Genomic DNA, 22,035 nt, shown 5'->3' with positions numbered 1-22,035 from the left:
CGGGCCCACCGCCCCGGTGATCAGTTGCAGCTCGCGGCGTCGTACCCGGCGTCGACCGAGAACGTCACCGGCGCACCGTCGACGGTCGCGGTCGCCTCGACGGCGATCGTTCCCGCCGGCACGTCCGCGGCACGTGTCGTGAACGAGTGCACGGCGTTCTTGCCGGGGGCGACGGCGGCGAACGACTTGGTGCCGTACGCCGACTCGAAGGTCAGTGCCACGGGCACGGCCTCGTTGTTCGTCGCCTTCACCGACACGATCACCTTGCCGGCGATGCACCGCGTGCTCGCCACTGCCGTCACGTCGAGCGTGGGCTCCGGAGCCTCCGTCTCGAGGTGGAAGGAGTCGAACTCCACCACCACGGGCTGCTCCTGCTGCGGGCCGATGGCCATGAGGCCGAGTCCGCGCAGGGGCTTGTCGAAGGTGATCCCGGTGTCGCCGAGCGGGGTCCAGTTGACTCCGCCGTCGCTCACCTCGGCGGAGTACACGTCGCCGGTCTTCGTGACCCGGACGTACCAGTACCCGCTCTCGGTCGAGTCGGCGATGTTGACGTTGCGGCTGCCGTACCCGGCGCCGTTCGCCTCAGCCGCCAGCTCCGCCCGCAGGTCGAGTGCAGCACCCGGGGCGTTGTAGGCGACGATGTCGGCCTTGACGTAGTTGTCGTCATCGGCCCACATCATCAGTCCGGCCAGCTGGTAGCGGTGCTGCAACGGCGCCTTGAACTTCGTCGTCGCCACCCAGTCGCCCTCGGGCGCCTTGGTGAGGATGAAGTTCCGCGGCGACAGCGGGTTGTTCCCGTTGATGTCGCCCACCTGCGTCGTGATCTTCAGGTGGCCGTCCGCGACCGCGGCGTGGTTGGAGTCGTACCGCACGCTCTCCGACCAGCGGCAGCCGTCGAGCGCGGCGCCGTCGAACTCGTCGCTGGGTGCGACAGGCTCTCCGGCAGCGGGCTCGGGGCTGAAGTGGAACCAGTCCACCTTCGCCGTGACGGGCGTCGTGCCGAGGTCGCCGCCGGCCATGATGCCGATCTTCGCGTTCTGCTTGAGCTGCAGCTGGCCGGTGAGGGCGCTCCACGTCTGACCGTCTGCCGAGTAGGCACCAGTCAGCACCGTGCCGTTGCTCGTGAGCTTCAGCTGGATCGTGGTCGGGAACCCTGAGGGCAGGGCGGGAGCTGCCGGCGTGGTGCGGGCACCAGCCGTCTCGCTCTGGAACTCCACCATCCGGGTGCCGTTCTGGGCGCGAACGAAGGCGAGCTTGTTGTACTCGTCATCGCTCTGGTGCACCACGAGCCCGGCCCACTGCCAGTGCGAGTTGTGCGGCAGCGTGATCTTCGTCGTCGCCTCCCACGCGCCGGCGGGCAGCGGCTTGCCGGCGAAGCTCACGGGGCCGGTCGAGGCCTCGTTGATGTCGCCGTTGGTGACCGGGAGGTTGAGCGTCCCGCCGCTCTGCGTGATCGGCTTCGCGCTGTCCTCGCGGATCGACCAGAACGGCGAGAGCGCCGGTGCGTCGAACTCGTCGGAGAGCGGGGCTGCTGCACACATCAGCGGCTCGAGCGGCTCGGTGGGCTGAGGGCCCTCGACATCGGTGTCGATCGCGAAGTCCGCGAAGTCGACCGTGCCGGCACCCGTGGCGTGCGAGACCGTGAACATGCCCACGTCCTGCGTGGTGGCGGCACCGGTCAGGTTGACCACGCCTCCGACCTGGGTCCAGGCGGTGCCGTTCTTGGAGAAGTACGCCGTGTAGTCCGCGCCGCTCCGCTTCAGCTTCACCCAGGTGGGGTAGCTCGTGGTGCCGCCCTGGACCGAGGTGTTGAGCTGTCCGTTCCCGTCGGGGTCGGCGAGGAACTCGATGCCGCCGCTCGGCCGGATGCCGACCATCGCGTAGCCGGGCGACGTGCCAGGCAGCGTGATGTCGTTGCGCACGATGAGGCCCGCCTTGGCGGCGCCGTTCGTGTTCTGCTGGGCATCGACCTTGACGACCGCCTCCCAGTCCTCATCGCCGCCGGCGGGTGCGTAGAGCGTCGAGTACTCGTCGATGCCCTGCCACGTGTCGTCGCCGGCGCCCGTGATGCGGAAGCGGCCGTCGCCGATCCGCTCGAAGGTGCCGTCGACGTTCGTGAAGGGGACGAGGTCCCCGAAGAGCTCGCCGACCTGCGCCTGCACGACGCGAGACGTGGTGGACTTGCCGGCCGCGTTGGTCGCGACGGCGGTGAGCTTGTAGAGGCCCTCCTCCGGTGCAGCCCACTCGGCGGCGTACGGTGCGGTCTCGTCGACGCCGATGGAGGTGCCATCGACGAAGAACTCGACCTGCTCCACGTCACCCGCGGCGTCGGCCTCGACCGAGACATCCTGCCCGGGCTCGAGCTCGACATCCTGCTCGGGCGCGGTGATGGCGACCGTCGGCGAGGCTTCGGGCGAAGCGCCCTGGCCGATCGCCTCGAGGAAGTTGAGCTTGATCTCGCCGCCGCGGAAGACGACGTAGAGGTCCAGCGTCTCATCGGGGAACGCGCTCACGTCCACGAGCACGTCGGTGAACCGGGTCGAACCGGTCGCCGGCACCTCGACGGTCGAGAGGAGCTCGCCGTCGGCGGCCCCGCTCCGCAGCTCGATGCTCGTTCCGGCCGAGACGGCCGAGACGCGCAGCGCGAGGTCGTCGACCCGGTAGAAGTTCACCGGGTCGAAGTGCGCCCACGCGCCGTCGCCGCCGACGATCACGCGGTCGCTCTCGATGCCTTCGACATCCCGGCTGGGTGCCGTCGTCATGGCGTTCGCGCTGTCGAAGAACTCCGCCTGCTTCCGCTTCGGGAAGACGAGCGTCGTCTCGGATCCGGTCAGCGGGTTGGCGCCGGCCTCACCGCCGCCGTCCGTGTAGCGGGCGTCGAGGGCGAAGAAGATGTTCTCGTCGGCCGCGTGGCCGCCGAGCGTCGTCTCCGTGGTGCCCGTGAACCCGCTCAGCGGGGTCGTGGGGTGCGCGTGCTCGTCGTGTCCGAGCGCGGGCTGGATGATGACGTCGTCACCGTTCACCGTGCCGTCCTCGGGGTCCGTCACCGTGACATCCCACGAGAGGTCGTCTCCGAAGTCGAAGAACGCGCCGTTCGGGGGAAGGGTGAACGAGACGTCCGGTCGGGTGTTGCCCACCGTGATCGGCACGGTCGTCGTCGCGGACTTGCCGTCGGGGTCGGTGACGGTCAGTCGCGCGTCGAAGACGCCTTCGGTCTCGTACGTGTGCGTCGCCGTGGCCGTCGACGCGTCGTCGGTGCCGTCGCCGTCGAAGTCCCAGGCGTACGCGAGCTCCGCGTTCTCGGGGTCCGACGAAGAGGTGCCGTCGAACGTCACCGTGAGGGGCGCGGGACCGGAGTCGACATCACTCGTGGCCTTGGCGATCGGTGAACGCGAGCCCGAGATGTAGTCGATGCGGTGCAGCCCCGAGTTGGGGTTGTCACGGCCGAAGCCGCCGCCCCAGTCGAGCACGTAGAGCGAGCCGTCGGGGCCGAACCGCGAGTCGATCGGCGCGAGGAACTGCTCCTGCGGCAGGAAGGCGTTGACCTTCTCGACGGCGTTGCCGCCGCCGGTCGCGCCGTCGGCCAGCTGGATCGAGTACATCTTGTTGCGAGCCCACTCGTAGAAGAAGGGCTTGCCGTCGTACGAGGCCGGGAACTTCGTGTCCGACTCGAGGTCGGCGTCGAAGTTGTAGACCGGTCCGCCCATGGGGGCGAGGCCGCCGCCCTGGGGGATGATCCCGGGGACCGACGAACGCTTGTAGCCGTACCACATGTCGGCAGCGCGTGCCGCCGGCAGTTCGGTCAGGCCGGTGTTGCGCGGCGAGTCGTTGACGGGTGCGGCGCAGTCGAAGAAGTCGCCGACCGTGACCGGGCTCGTCGTGTAGTCGACGTTCCGGAACGGCTCGTTGTTGCCCATGCAGAGCGGCCAGCCGTAGTTGCCGGGGCTCGTGATGTAGTTCCACTCCGCGATGCCGGCCGGTCCACGCGTGGTGGGTGCGTCGGTGCCGTTGTCGGGCGAGTAGTCGGCGAGGCTGATGGCGCCCGTCGTCTGGTCGATCGAGAAGCGGAACGGGTTGCGGAAGCCCATGGCGTAGATCTCGGGCAGCGTCTTGCCGGCCGTGTCGTTCGCCTCGGGGAAGAGGTTGCCCTCGGGGACGGTGTATCCGGGACCGTCGGGGTTCGGCGTGATGCGGAGCAGCTTGCCTCGCAGGTCGTTGGTGTTCGCCGAGGTCTCGCGGGCGTCGTGGAACGTGCCAGGACGGGCCGACAGCGGCGCGTAGCCGCCCGAGGGCTCCGAGTGGGGGTTCACGTCGTCGCCGACGCCGAGGTACAGGTTGCCCGCCGCGTCGAAGTCGAGACCGCCGCCGGTGTGGCCGGGCTCATCGGGCAGGCGACGTGCCGGCACCTCGATGATGAGCTCTTCCGAGGCCGGGTCGATCACGCCGTTGACCATCGTGAAGCGCGAGATGCGGCTCAGGAAGCTCGACGGGTCGGAGTTGTCGGCTGCATCGGGGGAGCGGTAGACGTAGATCCGCCCGTTCTCGGTGAAGTCGTTGTCGAGCGCGATGCCGAGGAGGCCGTCCTCGCCGCCGGAGTACACGTCGAGCTCGAGGGCCGTCGTGACCGCGTTCGTCGCCGGGTCCCAGACGCGGATCTGCCCGCGGACGAGTTCGGTGTAGAAGACGCGGCCGTCTTCGGCGATGTCCATCGCGAAGGGCGCGGAGGTGTTCTGGTCGAGCGAGACCTTCTCGAAGCTGTCCCAGACGGTGCCGCCGCAGTCGCCCTCTTCGAGGCCTGCCGCGTACTTCACGCCGCCGACGATGTGCTGCATGAACTTCGGCTCGGAGTAGTGCGATCCGTAGTGGCCCATGGCCGTCGTCCAGGTGCGACCGCCGTCGTAGGGCTTGCACCAGGAGATCGGGTGGTCGTAGCCCATGGCGTTACCGCCGGCGTCGTAGCTCGTCTCGTCCATCGACGCGAGCACGTGCGCGGTGCCGCGGACGTTGTTCGAGAAGTTGTACCACTCGTCGCCGCGGTCCCAGCGGGTCTCTTCGAAGTGCTCGGTGGAGGGGTGCGTGTCGTCCTCGATGCGCACGGTGCCGGGCTGGCCCGGGTCGGAGCCGGTGGCGGCGTGCCCCGGCATGAGCGAGCCGACGAGCTCGTCCCACCAGGGGTAGTTGCCGCGCATGTCGGTGGCGTTGTGGATCGCCACGATGCCGCCGCCGCCCTGCTGGTACCGCTCGAGCGCGGCCTTCTGGTCGGCGTTCCACGGGTCGCCCGACGTCTGGAACATGACGATCGCGTCGAAGTGCGGCAGATCGGTGTCGTTGAAGATCGTCGAGTCCTCGGTGTGCGTCACCTCCATGCCCTCTGCCTCGAGTGCCGCGGTGATGAGCGGGGTTCCCTTGTCGATCGCGTCCGTGTGACGGTACTGCGTCGTCTTGGTGAAGATCAGGATCTGGGTCCCGTCGTGGGCCTGGGCCGGAGCTGCGACCCCGACCACCACCCCGACGGTGAGAACAGACGCGAGTAATACGGCGACCAGCCGTTTCGCGTCCGTGCGGAGCTGGGTGAGCATTGAGACCTCCATTGGTTCCGAATGGCTGGACCGCGCTCGATCGGTCGAGCGGCGTTGCACGTCCGATCCCGAACCTAGGGGGACTTCTGGCGAGCGTCAAGCAAAAGTTGCGCCGGGTTCTGCCGAATCCTGTTCTGTCGACAGGGGAATCCTGCGCAGGCCAGCGCAGAAATATTCAGGGCGACGGATGCCTCGCCGGTAGGCTGTTCGCATGCCTCACACCCTCGTGCTGCTTCGCCACGGCAACAGCGAATGGAATCAGAAGAACCTGTTCACCGGTTGGGTCGACGTGCGGCTCAGCGAACTCGGCACCGCCGAGGCCGCCCGCGCCGGCGAGCTGCTCGCCGAGTCGAATCTCCTGCCCGACGTGCTGCACACCTCGGTGCTGACCCGGGCCATCCAGACGGCGAACATCGCCCTCGACGTCGCCGACCGCGCATGGATCGACGTGCGCCGCTCCTGGCGCCTCAACGAGCGCCACTACGGCGCCCTGCAGGGCCTCGACAAGGCCGAGACGCTCGAGAAGTACGGCCCCGAGCAGTTCCAGCTCTGGCGCCGCTCCTTCGACGTGCCGCCGCCTGTGCTGGCCGACGACGCCGAGTACTCGCAGGTCGGAGACCCGCGCTACGCGAACCTCGACGACGCCGAGCTGCCCCGCACCGAGTGCCTGAAAGACGTCATCGCGCGCATGCTGCCGTACTGGCAGGAGGGCATCGTGCCCGACCTCGCAGCCGGCAAGACGGTGCTCGTGACCGCGCACGGCAACTCCCTGCGCGCCCTTGTCAAGCACCTCGACGGCATCAGCGACGACGAGATCGCCGAACTCAACATCCCGACGGGCATCCCGCTCGTCTACCGACTCGGCGACGACTTCATGCCGCTCGGCCCGGGCGAGTACCTCGACCCCGAGGCGGCAGCCGCCGGTGCGGCCGCAGTGGCGGCGCAGGGCAAGAAGTAGCCCCGACTCCCACGAACGCGAAGGCCCGGCGGATGTCGCATCCGCCGGGCCTTCTCGCGTGCTCGGTGCCTGCCGCCGTCACGGCGACGATCGGGACCACTCGTGTCGCACGGGACCGTGGATATCGGGGGTCCGACGCGAAACGAGTGGTCCGGCGCTCAGAGCGCCGACTTCTCGGGGTCCCAGTCGCCGGTGGCGAGGTACTGCACCTTCTTCGCGATCGAGACGGCGTGGTCGGCGAAGCGCTCGTGGTAGCGGCTCGCGAGGGTCGCGTCGACGGTGTCGACGGCCTCGCCCTTCCACGTCTCCCCGAGCACCTTGTCGAACACCTGCAGGTGCAGGGCGTCGATCTTGTCGTCCTCGTTCCGGATCTCCTCGGCGAGGAGCACGTCTTCGGTGCGAAGGAGTTCCACGAGCCGGCGGGCGATCTCGACGTCGAGGCGGCCCATCTCGGCGAACGTGGGCCGAAGCGACTTCGGCACGACCTTGTCGGGGAAGCGGTACCGGGCGAGCTGCGCGATGTGGGTCGACATGTCGCCCATCCGCTCGAGCGAGGCGCTGATGCGCAACGCGCTCACGACGATGCGCAGGTCTCGAGCCACGGGCTGCTGGCGCGCGAGGATCGTGATCGCGAGTTCGTCGAGCGCGACCGTCTGCTGGTCGATGTGGTCGTCGTCGGCGATCACCTCCTCGGCCAGGCTCACGTCGGACTCGTTGAACGCCCGCGTCGCCTTGTCGATCGAGTCGGCGACGAGCCCGGCGAGCCCGACGAGCCCTTCCTGCACCTCGCGCAGTTCCTGCTGGAACACCTCACGCATGTCTTCGGATCCTTGTCTGTTCTGGCCCGTGCCGGGCGCGGACGTGCCCGGGCATTCCGGCCCTCGGGACATCCTCCCTGCGGAAGATGAACAACAGGTGCCGGGATTCTGAATAGTCGTTAACGTACCGCCGCACAGGCGGCCAACGGCGAATCGGCCGCCGACGGCTGGTTAGTGTTGAGCCATGGACTCCACCTGGTCGGTGCTCACCGCGCTGGCCTTCGGCATCTTCCTCGGCGCCGCGTTCATGGTCGTGCTGCACATGGCCGAGCGGCGCGGATCGAGCGCGGCGAAGGTCGTCGCTCCGACGATCCCCGACGGGGTCGACCAGGTGCTCGACGTGCTGGAGTCTGCGGGAGTCGTGCTCGACCCGTCGAACAACGTGCTCCGAGCCTCGCCCGGCGCCCTCGCGATGGGCCTCGTGCGGCAGCAGTCGCTCGTGCATCCCGAACTGCTGGAGCTCGCGGCATCCGTTCGCCGTGGCGGTGAGCCCCTGGTCGACGAGGTGACGCTCGCCCGCGGCCCGTTCGGCGACTCGACGCTGCGTCTGCACGTGCGGGTCGCGAGGCTCGGCACGCGGTTCGTGCTGCTCCTCGCCGAGGACCGCACCGAGGCGCACCGGCTCGACGAGGTGCGACGGGACTTCGTCGCCAACATCAGCCACGAACTGAAGACGCCGATCGCATCGGTGAGCCTGCTCGCCGAGGCGCTCGACCAGGCGGCCGACGAGCCCGAGCAGGTCCGCCGCTTCGCCGGCCGGCTCTCGGTCGAGGCCACCCGCCTCGCGCACATCACGAGCGAGGTGATCGAGCTCTCGCGGCTCCAGGCACGCGACGCCCTCCGGCCAGACCGGCTCGTGCGCGTCGACAAGGTCATCGCGGCCGCGGTCGACCAGAACCGGGTGGTCGCCGGCGGCAAGCAGGTCGAGGTCGCGGTGCGCGCGTCGACGAAGGCCGAGGTCTACGGCGACCAGGCGCTGCTCATCGTCGCGGTCCACAATCTCATCGCCAACGCGATCGCCTACTCGAATCCCGGCGGCCGGGTCGGCGTCGGCGCGAAGGTCGACGGCGACGTCGTCGAGATCGCCGTCACCGATCAGGGCATCGGCATCGAGGCCGACGAGCTCGAGCGCGTGTTCGAGCGGTTCTACCGCGTCGACCAGGCGCGCTCGCGCAACACGGGCGGCTCGGGGCTCGGCCTCAGCATCGTCAAGCACACCGTGCAGAACCACGGCGGCGACGTGCGCGTGTGGTCGCAGCCCGGTCGCGGTTCGACCTTCATGATCCGACTGCCTCGGGCAGAGGCCGCGATCGAACCCGGTTCCGACGATGGTCGAGCAACCGATTCCAGTGAACGAGGAGACCGTACGTGACCCGCATCCTGCTCGTCGAAGACGAGATCGCCCTGAGCGACCCACTGAGCTTCCTGCTCGAACGCGAGGGGTACGAGGTGGAGGTCGCCGCCGACGGCCCGTCGGCCGTCGAGGCCTTCGACCGATCGGGCGCCGACCTCGTGCTGCTCGACCTCATGCTGCCGGGCCTGCCGGGTACGGAGGTGTGCCGCGAGATCCGAAGCCGCTCGACGGTGCCGATCATCATGCTGACCGCCAAGGACTCCGAGATCGACATCGTCGTGGGCCTCGAGCTCGGGGCCGACGACTACATCACGAAGCCCTACTCGACGCGCGAACTGCTCGCGCGCATCCGGGCGGTGCTCCGTCGGCGCATCGAGATCGAGGACTTCGACGAGGCCGTGATCGAGGGCGGCCGCGTGCGGATGGACGTCGACCGGCACACCGTCGAGGTCGACGGAGAGGCCGTGCCCATGCCGCTGAAGGAATTCGAGCTGCTCGAGCTCCTCATGCGCAACCCCGGTCGGGTGCTCACGCGCGGCCAGCTGATCGACCGGGTCTGGGGCTCCGACTACTTCGGCGACACGAAGACCCTCGACGTGCACATCAAGCGCATCCGCTCGAAGATCGAGCAGCAGCCGTCGGAACCGGTGCAGCTCGTGACCGTGCGCGGCCTCGGGTACCGCTTCGAGGCCTGACCGGAACTGCGCCGAACGCGCCGGCAGGTCGAACGCCGGACACGCGAAACGGGTGGGGTGCCGAAGCATCCCACCCGTTCGACGTCGATGCGCCGAGGCTACGGAACGAGGTTCTCGTACTCGGGGAGCCGGCCGTCGAGCACCGGGATGAGCTTCTCGACGCCCTCGGCGCCGGAGTACTCGAAGAACATGGGCAGGAACGCGCCGGGAATGGTGTCGATGCCCTCGAGGACGATCGGCTCGACCTCATCGGTGCCCTCGACGTCGTCGACGCCGAAGGCGATCTCGGAGCCGGCCTCGACCTCGATGGTCTGCGCCTCGCTGCCGCCCTCGCCGAACTGCACGTCGAGCGACACGTCTTCGGTGCCGTTGTTGACGACCGTCATGACGAGCGTGCCGTCGACGCCGTCGTCGGAGACGACGAGGACGTTGCGGAGGTCGAGGTCGCCGACGTCGACCGAGACGCCGTCGCTGGCGTCGTAGTGCTCGGTCGTCGCCTGGTAGGTGACCATCGAGCAGCCGCTCGCGCCGAGCGCGATGCCGAGGGCCAGAGCAGCGGATGCCGCGAGACGCGCCTTCACAGAACCTCCAAGAGCGTGGTGCGCACGAGCGGAGGCCCGGGCGCGAATGGATCGCACCGAGCATATCGTACGAGCAGCGGCTGCCCTTGGAGGGGGCGGAACCTTAGCATGATCCCGAATGTGATATCCTGATAGTTGCCGAAAGGACATCTATTCATGCTTTTTGAGGTTGGCGAAACCGTCGTTTACCCCCACCACGGTGCCGCAACGATCACCGAGGTCAAGAAACGCATCATCAAGGGTGAAGAGAAGCTCTACCTCAAGCTGAACGTCACGCAGGGCGACCTCGTCATCGAGGTTCCTGCTGAGAACGTCGACCTGGTCGGCGTTCGCGACGTCATCGGCAAAGAGGGCCTCGACAAGGTCTTCGAGGTGCTGCGCGCCCCCTTCACCGAGGAACCGACCAACTGGTCGCGTCGCTACAAGGCGAACCTCGAGAAGCTCGCATCGGGTGACGTGATCAAGGTCTCGGAGGTCGTGCGCGACCTGTGGCGCCGCGATCAGGACCGCGGGCTCTCTGCAGGCGAGAAGCGAATGCTCGCCAAGGCTCGTCAGATTCTCATCTCCGAGCTCGCGCTCGCAGAGAAGACCGACGAAGAGGCGGCTTCGACCGTGCTCGACGAGGTCCTCGCCTCCTAGCGGGAGTCTTCACGAACGGCGGGTGCCCATGCACCCGCCGTTCGTCATTTGCGGGCGCGCGCGGCCGGGCGGCGCTCGCGCGGCCCGACTACGCTCGAACCGTGAGTTCAGCGATCGCCGTCATCATCGTCGCCGCGGGCAGCGGCACCCGGCTCGGGCACGCCGAGCCCAAGGCGTTCGTGCCGCTCGGCTCGGGCACGGTGCTGTCGACCGCCGTCGATTCCGTGCTCGGCATGCGCGAGACGCCGCGGCTCGTGCTCGTCGTGCCGTCGGAGCGCGTCGAGTCGACGCTGGCAGGGTTCGCGGCGGTCGCCGAGGCGTCCTCGACGTCGATCGACGTCGTCGCAGGCGGCGAGTCGCGACAGGAGTCCGTCGCGGCGGGCCTCGCCGTGCTCCCGGCCGACGTCGACACCGTGCTCGTGCACGACGCCGCCCGCGCACTCGCGCCGGCACTGCTCTTCGACGAGGTCGTCGGGGCGGTGCGCGCGCGGAGGCGCGGCATCGTGCCGGCGCTCGCCGTCGTCGACACCGTGAAGCGGGTCTCCGACGACGGTCACGTGCTCGAGACCGTCGACCGCTCCGAACTCCGGGCGGTGCAGACCCCGCAGGGGTTCCCTCGGGCTTCGCTCGCCCACGCCTACGCCACGGTGCAGGGCGACTTCACGGACGACGCGGCGCTCGTGGCATCCGCCGGGCTCGTCGTCGACACCGTGCCCGGCGACGTGCGCGCCTTCAAGATCACCGTGCCCGCCGACCTGCACCGGGCGGAGCAGCTCGTCGCGGAGTCCGCCGGCCCCGCGGCATCCGCCCCAGCCGGGCCGCGGGTCGGCACCGGCACCGACGTGCACGCCTTCGCCGACGATGCGACGACGCCGCTCTGGCTCGCGGGTCTCGAATGGCCGGGCGAGCGCGGACTCTCCGGGCACTCCGACGGCGACGCCGCCGCGCATGCGATCTGCGACGCCCTGCTCGCCGCGGCCGGGCTCGGCGACGTCGGCCAGGTGTTCGGCACCGCCGACGCGCGCTTCGCCGGAGCTCATGGCGAGGTGTTCCTCGCCGAGACGCGGCGACTCGTCGAGGCGGCCGGATGGCGGGTCGGGAACGTCTCGGTGCAGATCGTCGGCAACCGGCCGAAGCTCGCGCCGCGCCGGGCCGAGGCCGAGGCGCTGCTCTCCGGCGTGCTCGCAGCGCCGGTGAGCGTCGCCGCGACGACGAGCGACGCGCTCGGCTTCACCGGCCGTGGAGAGGGCGTCGGCGCGATCGCGACCGCCATGCTGTTCCCGCGCAGCTGAGCCCGCGCAGGGGGCTGACACGCCCGGCCGGTAGGCTTGGCGGGTGACCGTGCGACTCTACGACTCGAAGGCTCAGGCCCTGCGCGACTTCGCGCCCCTGCGCGAGGGGCGCGTCGGCATGTACGTCTGCGGTCCCACCGTGCAGTCGAGCCCTCACATCGGGCACCTGCGCAGCGCCCTCGTCTACGACATCATGCGCCGATGGTTCGCCGCGAGCGGCAACGACGTCGTGTTCGTGCGCAACGTCACCGACATCGACGACAAGATCCTGAACGCGGCCACCGACAACGGCACCGACGAGCCGTGGTGGGCGCTCGCCTACCGCGTCGAGCTCGAGTTCACCGCCGCGTATTCCTCGCTCGGCATCATGGCGCCGACCTACGAGCCGCGGGCCACGGCGAGCGTGCAGCAGATGGTCGAGCTCATCGCCCGACTCATCGAGCGCGGTCACGCCTACGCCGCTCCGGATGCCTCGGGCGACGTGTACTTCGACACCGCGAGCTGGCCGGCGTACGGCGAGCTCACGCGGCAGCAGCGCGACAAGATGGAGGCTGCGGCCGACGCTGATCCGCGCGGCAAGCGCGACCCGCGCGACTTCGCGCTCTGGAAGGGCCGCAAGCCCGAGGAGCCCGAGTCGGCGTCATGGAAGTCGCCCTGGGGCGACGGCCGGCCCGGTTGGCACATCGAGTGCTCGGCCATGGTCACCCGATACCTCGGCGCCGAGTTCGACATCCACGGCGGCGGGCTCGACCTGCGCTTCCCGCACCACGAGAACGAACTGGCGCAGTCCGCCGCCGCGGGCGACGCCTTCGCGCGGTACTGGGTGCACAACGGGCTCGTGAACATCGGCGGGCAGAAGATGTCGAAGTCGCTCGGCAACTCCGTGTACGCCGCCGAGCTGTTCGAGCTCGCCTCGCCGCTCGCCGTTCGCTACCTCCTCGGCGCGGCCCATTACCGCTCGACGCTCGACTACGCGCCCGGCTCCCTCGCCGAGGCCGAGGCGGCCGTCGACCGCATCCGCGGATTCCTCTCACGGGTCGAACGGCGCCTCGCCGGCACCCGCTTCGCGGGCGTCGGCGCCCCGGTCGTCCCCGACGCGTTCGCCGCGGCGATGGACGACGACCTCGGCGTGCCGCAGGCGCTCGCAGTTCTGCACGACACCGTGCGCGCCGGAAACCAGGCGCTCGACGCCGAGGAGCTGCACGACGCCGCCGTGGCGCACGGCCAGGTCGCGGCGATGGTCGAGGTGCTCGGCATCGACCCCCGCGACCCCCACTGGGCGACGGCCGACTCGGGCCCGGCGGCATCCGCGCTCGATGCACTCGTCACTCGCCTCATCGAAGACCGACAGGCTGCGCGCGAGTCGAGGGACTACGCTGCCGCAGACCGAATCCGCGCCGAACTCTCGGCCGCGGGCATCACCATCGAAGACAGTTCTACCGGAACGCATTGGAGCTTGGGACTATGAAGGGCAGCAGCGGAAAGTCGCGCGCCGGAGCCGTGCGGAAGGCGAAGAACAAGCAGGTCGGCTCGGGCGGCCAGGGCCGCCAGGCCCTCGAGGGCAAGGGCCCGACGCCGAAGGCCGAAGACCGCGCCTGGCACCCCGCAGGCAAGAAGAAGGCGGCGCAGGAGCGCTACGCGGCGACCGGCGGCGGCAAGCGCGTCGCCGGACAAGGATCGGGCCAGCGCGCCGGCGCCCCGCGCGGTGCGTCGGGTGCAGCCCGACGCGCGAAGACGGGCGACGAGTCGGAGATCGTGACCGGTCGCAACTCGGTCGTCGAGGCGCTGCGCGCCCGCATCCCCGCGACGACGCTCTACGTCGCCGCGCGCGTCGAGATGGACGACCGCGTGCGCGAGGCGATGAAGGTCGCCACGGGCCGCGGCATCCCGATCCTCGAGGTCATGCGCCCCGAACTCGACCGGCTCGCCGGCGAGGGCGGCGTGCACCAGGGGCTCGCGCTCAAGGTGCCGCCCTACGAGTACTCGCACCCGATCGAGCTGCTCGACGAGGTGCTCGCCCGCGATGAGACGCCGCTCTTCGTCGCGCTCGACGGCATCACCGACCCCCGCAACCTCGGCGCCATCCTGCGTTCGACGGGCGCGTTCGGCGGACAGGGCGTCATCGTGCCCCAGCGCCGCTCGGTCGGCGTGAACGCCGCGGCGTGGAAGACCTCGGCGGGGGCCGCCGCGCGTGTGCCCGTCGCGATGGCCCCGAACCTCACGCAGACCCTCAAGGCACTCAAGGAGCGCGGCGTCTTCGTGCTCGGCCTCGACGGAGGCGGCGACGTGTCGCTCCCCGGCCTCAGCTGGGCCGACCGTCCGATCGTCATCGTCGTCGGCAGCGAGGGCAAGGGACTCTCGCGGCTCGTCGCCGAGACCTGCGACGCGATCGTCTCGATCCCGATCTCGGCGTCGACCGAGTCGCTCAACGCGGGCATCGCGGCCTCCGTCACGCTCTACGAGATCTCGAAGCTCCGCGCCGACGGCTGAGCCTGAGCCGAGCCGGTTCGCCGGCGAGCAGTCGCTCGTCGGCGATTCGGGGCGCGCACGTCCCGCCGCCAGGCAGGTGACGTTGTGCCCTCGCCGGTCATCGCGGCGAGCGGATGCCGCAGTCAGACGTTCGCGCGCCAGTCGCCGTCGTCATCGGGGTCGAGCGCGGCGAACGCCGCAGTGTCGGTCGACGGGATCGTCTCGATCGGCGACGTGAAGGTACCGGTCGGCGGGCCGATCACGGTCGCCTCGTCTCGCCGGTGGCGCAGCACGGTGTTGATGTAGGAGCTCACGGCCTCGGCGAGCGGGATGTCGTGGCCCGCCTGCTGCGCGAGGAACCAGCGGTGATCGAGCAACTGGTGGAAGACCTCGGCCGGCTCGAGCTTGCCGCGCAGGTCGAGCGGGATCGCCCGCACGACGGGCTCGAACACGCGCATGAGCCACTCGTGCGCGACCATCTCCTCGTCGAGTTCCGTCTTGCCGTAGGCCGCCCGGTAGGAGTCGAGGTCGTTGAGGAGCCGTCGAGCCTGGTTCTCGCCCGCGTCGAGTCCCGTCAGCCGGAGGAGACGCCGCTGGTGGTGCCCCGCGTCGACGACCTTCGGCTGGATGCGCACGGTCGTGCCCGACTCATCCGTCTTGATCGCGAGTTCCTCGATGTCGAAGCCGAGCTCGTTGAGCCGATTGACGCGTTCGTTGATGCGCCAGCGCTCGGCGTTCGAGAACGACTCGGAACCGGTGAGCTCGAGCCAGAGGCTGCGATACGCCTCGACGATGCCGTTCGAGATGTTCACCGGGTCGAGCTCGTCGGCGACCTTGCCGCCCGCCTCGAGGTCGAGGAGCTCGCCGGCGATGTTCACGCGCGCGATCTCGAGGTCGTTCTCTCGCTGGCCGTTCGAGAGGCCGCCCTCGTAGAGCTTGCCGGTCTCGGCATCGACGAGGTAGGCGGCGAACGCGCCGGCATCACGGCGGAAGAGGGTGTTCGAGAGCGAGACGTCGCCCCAGAAGAAGCCGACGATGTGCAGGCGCACAAGCAGCACCGCGAGGGCGTCGACGAGTCGCGTCGCGGTGTCGGGGCGCAGGGTCTGGGAGAACAGCGCCCGATACGGGAGCGAGAACCGCAGGTGCCGAGTGACGAGCACGGGCTTCAGTGCGTCGCCCTCGGCGTCGCTGCGGTTGGTGATCACGGCGACCGGTTCGACGCAGGGGATGTCGAGCCGCTGCAGCGTGCGCAGCATCTCGTACTCGCCCTTGGCCATCTCGGCCGTCGTCTCCTTGATCGCCACGATGTGCGCGCCGAGGTGGGCGAAGCGCACGAGGTGACGCGAGATGCCCTTCGGCAGCGCCGCGATCGTGTCGCTCGGCCAGGCCTCGAGCGGGAGGTCCCACGGGAGGTCGAGGAGGGCCGGATCGGCCATGGCCGATGTGATGGAGAGTGAACCGCTCATTGGTGCCTCAGCGTAGTCGGGTCGGGCCGCATCGAGACGACGTGATGGAGTGTGATCCGCTCATTGGTGCCTCAGCGTAGTCGGGGTCGAAGGGCCGCGTCGGATGCCGCGGAGAAACAGCGATGCCGGCCGGGCAGGAGCCCGGCCGGCATCACCGGTCGACAGTGTCGCGTCAGCTGACGACGGCCTTCGTGCCGAGGCGGTCGCCCGACTCGATGTCGAACAGGTGCACGTGGTGCGGCGTCGCGGTCAGGTAGACCTTGTCGCCGGCGTTCGGGTGCATGCGGCCGTCGACGCGCGCGACGATGTCGGTGCGCTTGCCCTCGACCATGGAGTGGCCGTAGAGGTAGCCGTCGGCGCCGAGCTCCTCGACGAGGTCGACCTCGACCGCGAGGCCCTCGCCCTGCACGGGGGAGACGGTGATGTCTTCGGGGCGCACGCCGATCGTGGCGACCTTGCCGCTCGACTGGGCGAGCGTCTCGCGGTCGACCGGAACGGTCGCGGTGCCGAACTTCACACCGTCGTCGACCAGGTCGGCGTGGAAGAGGTTCATCGCGGGCGAGCCGATGAAGCCGGCCACGAACACGTTGTTGGGCTTCTCGTACAGGTCGCGCGGGGTGCCGACCTGCTGGAGCAGGCCGTCCTTCAGCACGGCGATGCGGTCGCCCATGGTGAGGGCCTCCGTCTGGTCGTGCGTGACGTAGACCGTCGTGACGCCGAGGCGGCGCTGGAGCGAGGCGATCTGAGTGCGGGTCTGCACGCGGAGCTTCGCGTCGAGGTTCGACAGCGGCTCGTCCATGAGGAAGACCTGGGGCTGACGCACGATGGCGCGGCCCATGGCGACGCGCTGGCGCTGGCCGCCCGAGAGCGCCTTCGGCTTGCGGGCGAGGTACGGCTCGAGGTCGAGGAGCTTCGCTGCCTCGAGGACGCGAGCTGCGCGCTCCTCCTTGCCGACGCCGGCGATCTTCAGGGCGAAGCCCATGTTCTCGGCGACGGTCATGTGCGGGTAGAGCGCGTAGTTCTGGAAGACCATCGCGATGTCGCGGTCCTTCGGCGGCACGTCGGTGACGTTGCGGTCGCCGATGAAGATGTTGCCCTCGTTGACCTCCTCGAGGCCCGCGAGCATGCGGAGCGAGGTGGACTTGCCGCAACCGGAGGGGCCGACGAGGACGAGGAACTCGCCGTCTGCGACCTCGAGGTCGAGCTGGTCGACGGCGGGACGAGTGCCGCCGGGGTAGAGGCGGGTTGCCTTGTCGAACGTGACTGACGCCATTTTCGTGTTCTCCTTCACCGGCAGGTACGTGCCGGACGATCCGTAGTGATGGACTGCGTCGACGCTGACGCCCACTCAGTATCGCACGCGGGGAAGCGTGCTCCGAATCCGGCCGGGATCCTGGCACAGCCCGGATCCGGGGCGTTCCCGGAATCCGTTTGGGTGTTTCACAGCGATCGTCCCTACTATCGTGTGTGCGTCTGCATGCATACATGCGCGCCCACACAGCGACCGGAGTGACCATCGATGAGCAACGGCGGATCGAATCAGCCACGCCCCACCCGTAACGAGCAGCGCGAAGCCGCGCGCGAGAAGGCGCGGGTGCTCCGCGAGGAGCAGAAGAAGCGCGAACGGCGCAACAAGTGGCTCATCCAGGGCGGAGTCATCCTGGCCGTCGTCGCGATCGCGGCGATCATCGGCACCCTGATCTTCAACAGCGTCAAGCCGGCGGGCCCCGGCCCGGCCAACATGGCGAGCGACGGCATCCTGCTCACGGGCGTCGACGGCGTGATCACCGCGACCGAGACCCCGGCGCTGGACGCGGGCGAGGCGCCGACGCCGACCGTGCCCGACGACAGCGGCACGGTGGCCAACATCGTCACCTACATCGACTACCTGTGCCCCTTCTGCGGACAGTTCGAGACGACGAACTCCGACTCGATCCGCACGATGGTCGAATCGGGGGCCGCGACGCTCGAGGTGCACCCGATCGCACTGCTGACCAACAAGTCGGCCGGCACCCAGTACTCGCTGCGAGCGGCGAACGCCGCCGCGTGCGTGGCGAACACCTCGCCGAACTCGTTCTTCGACTACAACGAGCTGCTCTTCGCGAACCAGCCGGAGGAGACCTCCACGGGTCTCGACAACAGCGAGCTCAAGGCGCTCGCGAAGGAGGCGGGCGTGAGCTCGCTGTCGACGATCGAGCAGTGCATCGACGACACCTCCTTCAAGAAGTGGGTGCAGGATGCCACGACGCGCGCCCTGACCGAACCGGTGCCGAACTCCGACCTCGAGGCCATCAAGGGCACCCCCACGGTGCTCGTGAACGGCAAGCAGTACGAGGGCTCGCTGACCGACCCGGCCGAATTCCAGTCCTTCGTGCTCCAGGCGACCGGGGAGACGTTCTCCGAGTCGACCTCGACGCCCTCGCCGACGCCGACGCCGACTCCCGCGCAGTAGCGCGCACGGCGCGCGAGATCGCTTCGAAGGCCCGGCCATGTGCCGGGCCTTCGTCCGTCCGGCGACCGCCGACCTGGCCATGCCGGCTCCGCGCCCGGCCATCGGTAGGATGTCCGTGAGGCATGCCCTCGCCGGCTTGGCGCAATTGGTAGCGCACCGCTCTTGTAAAGCGGGGGTTGTGGGTTCGAGTCCCATAGCCGGCTCTTGACTCAGCACGCAGCAGAACACCAGCCCTCCGAGGGCACCCCGCTCCAGCACCACCAGCACGTCGAGCACTCGCGCATCCCGATGTGGATCGCGCTCGTGCTCGCACTCCTCTTCGGCGCCGGCACGGCACTCCAGTCGCGCGTCAACGGGCAGCTCGCCGTGGCGCTCGACGACCCGTTCGTCGCCGCGGCGTTCTCCTTCGGCAGCGGGCTCGTCATCCTGCTCCTCGTGCTCCCCATGTGGAAACCGGGTCGGGCAGGGCTCGCGAAGGTCGTCGGCGAGCTGCGCGGCCGCACGCTGCCCTGGTGGATGGTGCTCGGCGGTCTCGCCGGTGCGTGGTTCGTGACGACGCAGGGGCTCTCGGCCGGTGTCATCGGCGTCGCCCTGTTCACGATCGCCATCGTCGCGGGGCAGACCGTGGGCGGCATCGTGTTCGACCTCATCGGGCTCGGCCCCGGCGGGCGCCGCCCGCTGAGCGCGACGCGCGTGGTCGGAGCCGTGCTCGCACTCGCGGCGATCGGCTGGGCGGTGTCGGCCCAGCTCGCCGGCGACGCGCCGATCCTGCTCATGGTCCTGCCGTTCACGGCCGGCGTCGGCGCATCCTGGCAGCAGGCCGTCAACGGCCGGGTCAAGGCGGTCGCCGAGAGCGCCCTGACGGCGACGGTGTTCAACTTCGCGGTCGGGACGACGGCGCTCGTCGTCGTGATGCTCGTGCACGCGGCATCCGCCGGGTGGCCCTCGGCACTGCCGACCGAACCGTGGCTCTACGCGGGCGGGGCGCTCGGCTGCATCTTCATCGCCGGCCAGGCGATGCTCGTGCGCCGGCTCGGCGTGCTGCTGCTCGCCCTCTGCGGCGTCGCCGGGCAGCTCGTCGCGGCGCTCGCCCTCGACCTGCTGCTGCCGACGGCAGACCGCCCGGTCGGCATCGCGACGATCGGCGGCACCGTGCTGGCGCTCATCGCCGTGGGCGTGGCGTCGATCCGCTGGGGTCGGCGCAAGCATGCGCTGCCGCCAGCCGAGGTCACCGCAGCGAGCTGAACCTCGAGGCCGCGGCCACGTCGGGGCCGCGATCGGCCCGCGCGCCGTCGGGGAGGCCGCCGACGTACAGCCAGCCCAGCAGGAGCTCGCCGTCGACCAGACCGTGCATCTCGGCCACCAGCGGATGCCGCGTGTGCGGCCCCGATCGCCACATCGCGCCCCACCCGGCGTCGTCGAGGAGCAGGCTCAGCTGGTGGGCGACGCCCGCGGCGACGGACTCCTGCTCCCAGGCGGGAACCTTGAAGTGCGAGGTCGTCGACGCGACGATCGCGAGGAGCAGCGGAGCGCGCAACGGCTTGGCGGCGAGACGCGCGCCGTGCTCGCCGTCGAGGCCGGCCGCCGCGGCGAGGGCGTCACCGAGTCGATTCCGTGCCTCGCCGCGCAACGCGATGACCCGCCACGGCCGGAGCGCGGCGTGGTCGGCGACCCGGCCGGCCACGTCGAGCAGCGCGACGATCTCGGCGTCGTCGGGCGCGACCTCCGTGACCTTCGGCGACGAGCGCCGCGCGAGCATCGCCTCGCGGACGGACGCTGCCACTCAGGACTCGGCGGAGAAGTCGAGGGCGATCGAGTTCATGCAGTAGCGGTCGCCGGTCGGCGTGCCGAAGCCGTCGGGGAAGACGTGGCCCAGGTGGGACCCGCAGTTCGCGCAGCGCACCTCCGTGCGCACCATTCCGAGCGACGAGTCCTCGATCAGCTGCACGGCCTCGGGGCGCACGGACTCGTAGAAGCTCGGCCAGCCGCAGCCCGAGTCGAACTTGGTGCCGCTCTTGAACAGCTCGGCGCCGCAGGCGGCGCAGGAGTAGACGCCGGCGCGCTCCTCGTCGAGGAGTTCGCCGGTCCACGGGCGTTCGGTCGCCGCTTCGCGGAGCACGGCGTACTGCTCGTCGCCGAGTTCCGCGCGCCACTCGTCGTCGGTCTTGTCCACGTTGTACGCCATGAAAGGTCCTCCCGGTGCTCGCGTCGGTGCTCCTCCATGGTCGCAGGTCCGCCAGTGAGCGTCCGACACGGGGTGCAACGCAGCCGCCCGCCCCGGTGTTCCGGCCCGGCCGCTCCGGGTGCCGGATCGGGCGGGCCGGTACACGCCGTCGCGACTCGGCTCGTGCGGAGGCGTCGGTGTCTAGGATGACGTCAGGCGGTGCATCCGGCTCGCCTCGACGGGAGGACCGCATGAGCGCAGAGCGCCTGCCGCACCCTCCCGCCGAATCGAATCTCGACGAGCGCGACGAGCGAGTGCTCGCGTTCGAGTCGCGCGCGTGGCAGCATCCGGGTGCCAAGGCCGAGGCGATCCGCGATGAGTTCGGCATCTCGGCGGCCCGCTACTATCGGATCCTCGGCGAGCTCATCGATTCACCCGCGGCGCTGAGGCACGACCCGATGCTCGTCAAGCGGCTGCAGCGGATGCGTGCGGCCCGCGCGGCGGCGCGATCGCGTCGCTCCCTCTCGATCGGCCGACCGCTCGACTGAGCGCGGCCCCGACAGACGACTGGACCCATGGCGCAGAAGTTCCCCCGCGATCGTTTCGACTCGATCCCGCACGGCATCGACCGTGTCGGTGCCCACCGAGCGCCGGTGCGCCGGGGCGCCGGATGGATCACCTTCGGCTGGGCTGCGCTCGCGACCGTCGTGCTCGTCGCCGTCGGCATCGGCGGGGTCATGATCTTCAACGACCGGCTGAACTTCGGCGACACCCCCGTCGCGACGCCGAGCGCCACGCCCGTCGTCACCGCCGAGCCCGTGATCGCACCCGACATCCCCGTGCTGGTGCTGAACGGCACCGCGACGGCCGGCCTCGCGGCGCAGGCCGCCGAGACGCTCACCGCGAACGGGGTCCCGGTCGGGTCGACGGCCAACGCGAGCGACGACACCCTGACCGAGACGGTCGTCTACTACGCGACCCCCGAGCTCGAGGGCGCCGCCCGCGGCGTCGCGCAGTTCCTGCCCGAGGCCGACGTGCGCGTGTCCGACCAGTTCGCCGCCACCGGCAACCAACTCGTGGTCGTGCTCGGCTCCGACTACGCCACCGCCACGGCCGGCTGACCGCGCGACACTCGGGCGTCCGCGGCCTCGGCGTCGCCGCGAATCGTTGCCATTCCGATATCCGCTCCGCTCCGCAGACCCTTGTGCAGCAGCGCCCACTCGTGAGTATCTGGTTTCGGCCGCTCGCCAGCGCGAGCGCATGGTTCCGTCCCTGGCGCCCTGCGCTCGACCGAGTGGTCCGGCACAGGCCACGGGCGCGTGCTGATCGGACACCGCAACATGGGAGCAACGCATGGCGAACGGAACCGTCAAGTGGTTCAACGCTGAAAAGGGCTACGGATTCATCACGGTCGACGAGGGGGGTCAAGACGTCTTCGTCCACTACTCCGCGATCGACATGTCGGGGTACAAGGTCCTCGAGGAGGGGCAGCAGGTCGTCTTCGAAGTCGGCACGGGTTCGAAGGGGCCGCAGGCAGAGGGCGTCCGCCCGGCCTGATGAGATCCGCG

19 protein-coding genes and 1 tRNA gene are annotated in these 22,035 nt (G+C 69.9%); 13 read left to right on the top strand and 7 right to left on the bottom strand.

The genetic code is table 11. The features are described from left to right. Nucleotides 1–20: 20 nt before the first annotated feature. On the bottom strand, nucleotides 21–5,579 hold the full coding sequence (locus tag ESP57_RS05760; RefSeq protein ID WP_165877379.1) for a ThuA domain-containing protein: 5,559 nt from the start codon (nucleotides 5,577–5,579) through the stop codon (nucleotides 21–23). 211 nt (nucleotides 5,580–5,790) lie between these two features. Here ESP57_RS05760 and ESP57_RS05755 point away from each other — a divergent pair, with 211 nt between their 5' ends. Continuing rightward, complete coding sequence (locus ESP57_RS05755) at nucleotides 5,791–6,537, top strand: phosphoglyceromutase (protein WP_056010460.1); 747 nt, start codon at nucleotides 5,791–5,793, stop codon at nucleotides 6,535–6,537. Between the two features lie 158 nt (nucleotides 6,538–6,695). On the opposite strand, the gene phoU is transcribed toward ESP57_RS05755, so the two are convergent. Continuing rightward, entirely contained in the window at nucleotides 6,696–7,355 is a 660-nt protein-coding gene (gene phoU, locus ESP57_RS05750; protein ID WP_056010456.1) for a phosphate signaling complex protein PhoU, read from the bottom strand. Nucleotides 7,356–7,539: 184 nt separating this feature from the next. Between phoU and ESP57_RS05745 the strand changes: the two genes are divergently transcribed. Then, nucleotides 7,540–8,727, top strand: coding sequence for a sensor histidine kinase (locus ESP57_RS05745; RefSeq protein ID WP_129230825.1), 1,188 nt, complete (start codon nucleotides 7,540–7,542; stop codon nucleotides 8,725–8,727). Continuing rightward, the gene (locus ESP57_RS05740; RefSeq protein ID WP_129230824.1) at nucleotides 8,724–9,404 is read left to right on the top strand and encodes a response regulator transcription factor; all 681 of its coding nucleotides are present in this window, start codon (nucleotides 8,724–8,726) and stop codon (nucleotides 9,402–9,404) included. The genes ESP57_RS05745 and ESP57_RS05740 overlap by 4 nt, the downstream gene beginning before the upstream one ends. 98 nt (nucleotides 9,405–9,502) lie before the next feature. On the opposite strand, the gene ESP57_RS05735 is transcribed toward ESP57_RS05740, so the two are convergent. Further along, nucleotides 9,503–9,985 (bottom strand): hypothetical protein, encoded by a 483-nt coding sequence (locus tag ESP57_RS05735; RefSeq protein ID WP_056010448.1) that lies wholly within the window; start codon nucleotides 9,983–9,985, stop codon nucleotides 9,503–9,505. Between the two features lie 156 nt (nucleotides 9,986–10,141). On the opposite strand from ESP57_RS05735, the gene ESP57_RS05730 reads away from it, so the two are divergent. From ESP57_RS05730 to rlmB, 4 genes are all read left to right on the top strand, one after another. Continuing rightward, on the top strand, nucleotides 10,142–10,624 hold the full coding sequence (locus ESP57_RS05730) for a CarD family transcriptional regulator (RefSeq protein WP_022889889.1): 483 nt from the start codon (nucleotides 10,142–10,144) through the stop codon (nucleotides 10,622–10,624). A 101-nt stretch (nucleotides 10,625–10,725) separates the two neighbouring features. Continuing rightward, on the top strand, nucleotides 10,726–11,916 hold the full coding sequence (ispD, locus tag ESP57_RS05725; RefSeq protein ID WP_129230823.1) for a 2-C-methyl-D-erythritol 4-phosphate cytidylyltransferase: 1,191 nt from the start codon (nucleotides 10,726–10,728) through the stop codon (nucleotides 11,914–11,916). A gap of 43 nt (nucleotides 11,917–11,959) precedes the next feature. Then, nucleotides 11,960–13,384 carry a cysteine--tRNA ligase gene (cysS, locus tag ESP57_RS05720; protein ID WP_129230822.1) on the top strand — a complete coding sequence of 475 codons (1,425 nt, stop codon included), beginning with the start codon at nucleotides 11,960–11,962 and terminating at the stop codon, nucleotides 13,382–13,384. Then, nucleotides 13,381–14,406 carry a 23S rRNA (guanosine(2251)-2'-O)-methyltransferase RlmB gene (gene rlmB, locus ESP57_RS05715; protein ID WP_056010438.1) on the top strand — a complete coding sequence of 342 codons (1,026 nt, stop codon included), beginning with the start codon at nucleotides 13,381–13,383 and terminating at the stop codon, nucleotides 14,404–14,406. Before cysS ends, rlmB begins: the two co-directional genes overlap by 4 nt. Nucleotides 14,407–14,528: 122 nt before the next feature. Here rlmB and ESP57_RS05710 read toward each other — a convergent pair whose 3' ends face one another. Together ESP57_RS05710 and ESP57_RS05705 are read right to left on the bottom strand one after the other, a co-directional pair. After that, entirely contained in the window at nucleotides 14,529–15,851 is a 1,323-nt protein-coding gene (locus ESP57_RS05710) for a DUF4032 domain-containing protein (protein WP_056010435.1), read from the bottom strand. A gap of 172 nt (nucleotides 15,852–16,023) precedes the next feature. Next, nucleotides 16,024–17,124 carry an ABC transporter ATP-binding protein gene (locus ESP57_RS05705; protein ID WP_056013056.1) on the bottom strand — a complete coding sequence of 367 codons (1,101 nt, stop codon included), beginning with the start codon at nucleotides 17,122–17,124 and terminating at the stop codon, nucleotides 16,024–16,026. A 246-nt stretch (nucleotides 17,125–17,370) separates the two neighbouring features. Between ESP57_RS05705 and ESP57_RS05700 the strand changes: the two genes are divergently transcribed. From ESP57_RS05700 to ESP57_RS05690, 3 genes are all read left to right on the top strand, one after another. Then, nucleotides 17,371–18,303, top strand: a complete 933-nt coding sequence (locus ESP57_RS05700; RefSeq protein WP_056010432.1) for a DsbA family protein — start codon at nucleotides 17,371–17,373, stop codon at nucleotides 18,301–18,303. Nucleotides 18,304–18,433: 130 nt separating this feature from the next. Then, a tRNA-Thr gene (locus ESP57_RS05695) sits at nucleotides 18,434–18,506 on the top strand. 1 nt (nucleotide 18,507) lies between these two features. After that, nucleotides 18,508–19,548 carry a DMT family transporter gene (locus ESP57_RS05690; protein WP_243648414.1) on the top strand — a complete coding sequence of 347 codons (1,041 nt, stop codon included), beginning with the start codon at nucleotides 18,508–18,510 and terminating at the stop codon, nucleotides 19,546–19,548. On the opposite strand, the gene ESP57_RS05685 is transcribed toward ESP57_RS05690, so the two are convergent. After that, nucleotides 19,532–20,086 carry a nitroreductase family protein gene (locus ESP57_RS05685; protein ID WP_243648413.1) on the bottom strand — a complete coding sequence of 185 codons (555 nt, stop codon included), beginning with the start codon at nucleotides 20,084–20,086 and terminating at the stop codon, nucleotides 19,532–19,534. The two genes, ESP57_RS05690 and ESP57_RS05685, sit on opposite strands and share 17 nt — an antisense overlap. Next, nucleotides 20,087–20,488, bottom strand: coding sequence for a peptide-methionine (R)-S-oxide reductase MsrB (gene msrB / locus ESP57_RS05680; protein ID WP_056010429.1), 402 nt, complete (start codon nucleotides 20,486–20,488; stop codon nucleotides 20,087–20,089). 230 nt (nucleotides 20,489–20,718) lie between these two features. On the opposite strand from msrB, the gene ESP57_RS05675 reads away from it, so the two are divergent. The 3 genes from ESP57_RS05675 to ESP57_RS05665 all read left to right on the top strand — a co-directional run bounded on the left by ESP57_RS05675 (nucleotide 20,719) and on the right by ESP57_RS05665 (nucleotide 22,024). Further along, nucleotides 20,719–21,015 (top strand): DUF3263 domain-containing protein, encoded by a 297-nt coding sequence (locus ESP57_RS05675; protein WP_129230821.1) that lies wholly within the window; start codon nucleotides 20,719–20,721, stop codon nucleotides 21,013–21,015. Nucleotides 21,016–21,042: 27 nt separating this feature from the next. Continuing rightward, nucleotides 21,043–21,588, top strand: coding sequence for a LytR C-terminal domain-containing protein (locus ESP57_RS05670; protein WP_056010423.1), 546 nt, complete (start codon nucleotides 21,043–21,045; stop codon nucleotides 21,586–21,588). A 232-nt stretch (nucleotides 21,589–21,820) separates the two neighbouring features. After that, on the top strand, nucleotides 21,821–22,024 hold the full coding sequence (locus ESP57_RS05665; RefSeq protein ID WP_056010420.1) for a cold-shock protein: 204 nt from the start codon (nucleotides 21,821–21,823) through the stop codon (nucleotides 22,022–22,024). Nucleotides 22,025–22,035 lie beyond the last annotated feature (11 nt).

The organism is Agromyces fucosus, from assembly GCF_004134865.1.
Taxonomy (GTDB): domain Bacteria; phylum Actinomycetota; class Actinomycetes; order Actinomycetales; family Microbacteriaceae; genus Agromyces; species Agromyces fucosus.
This window is presented reverse-complemented; position numbering and strand designations above follow the sequence as displayed.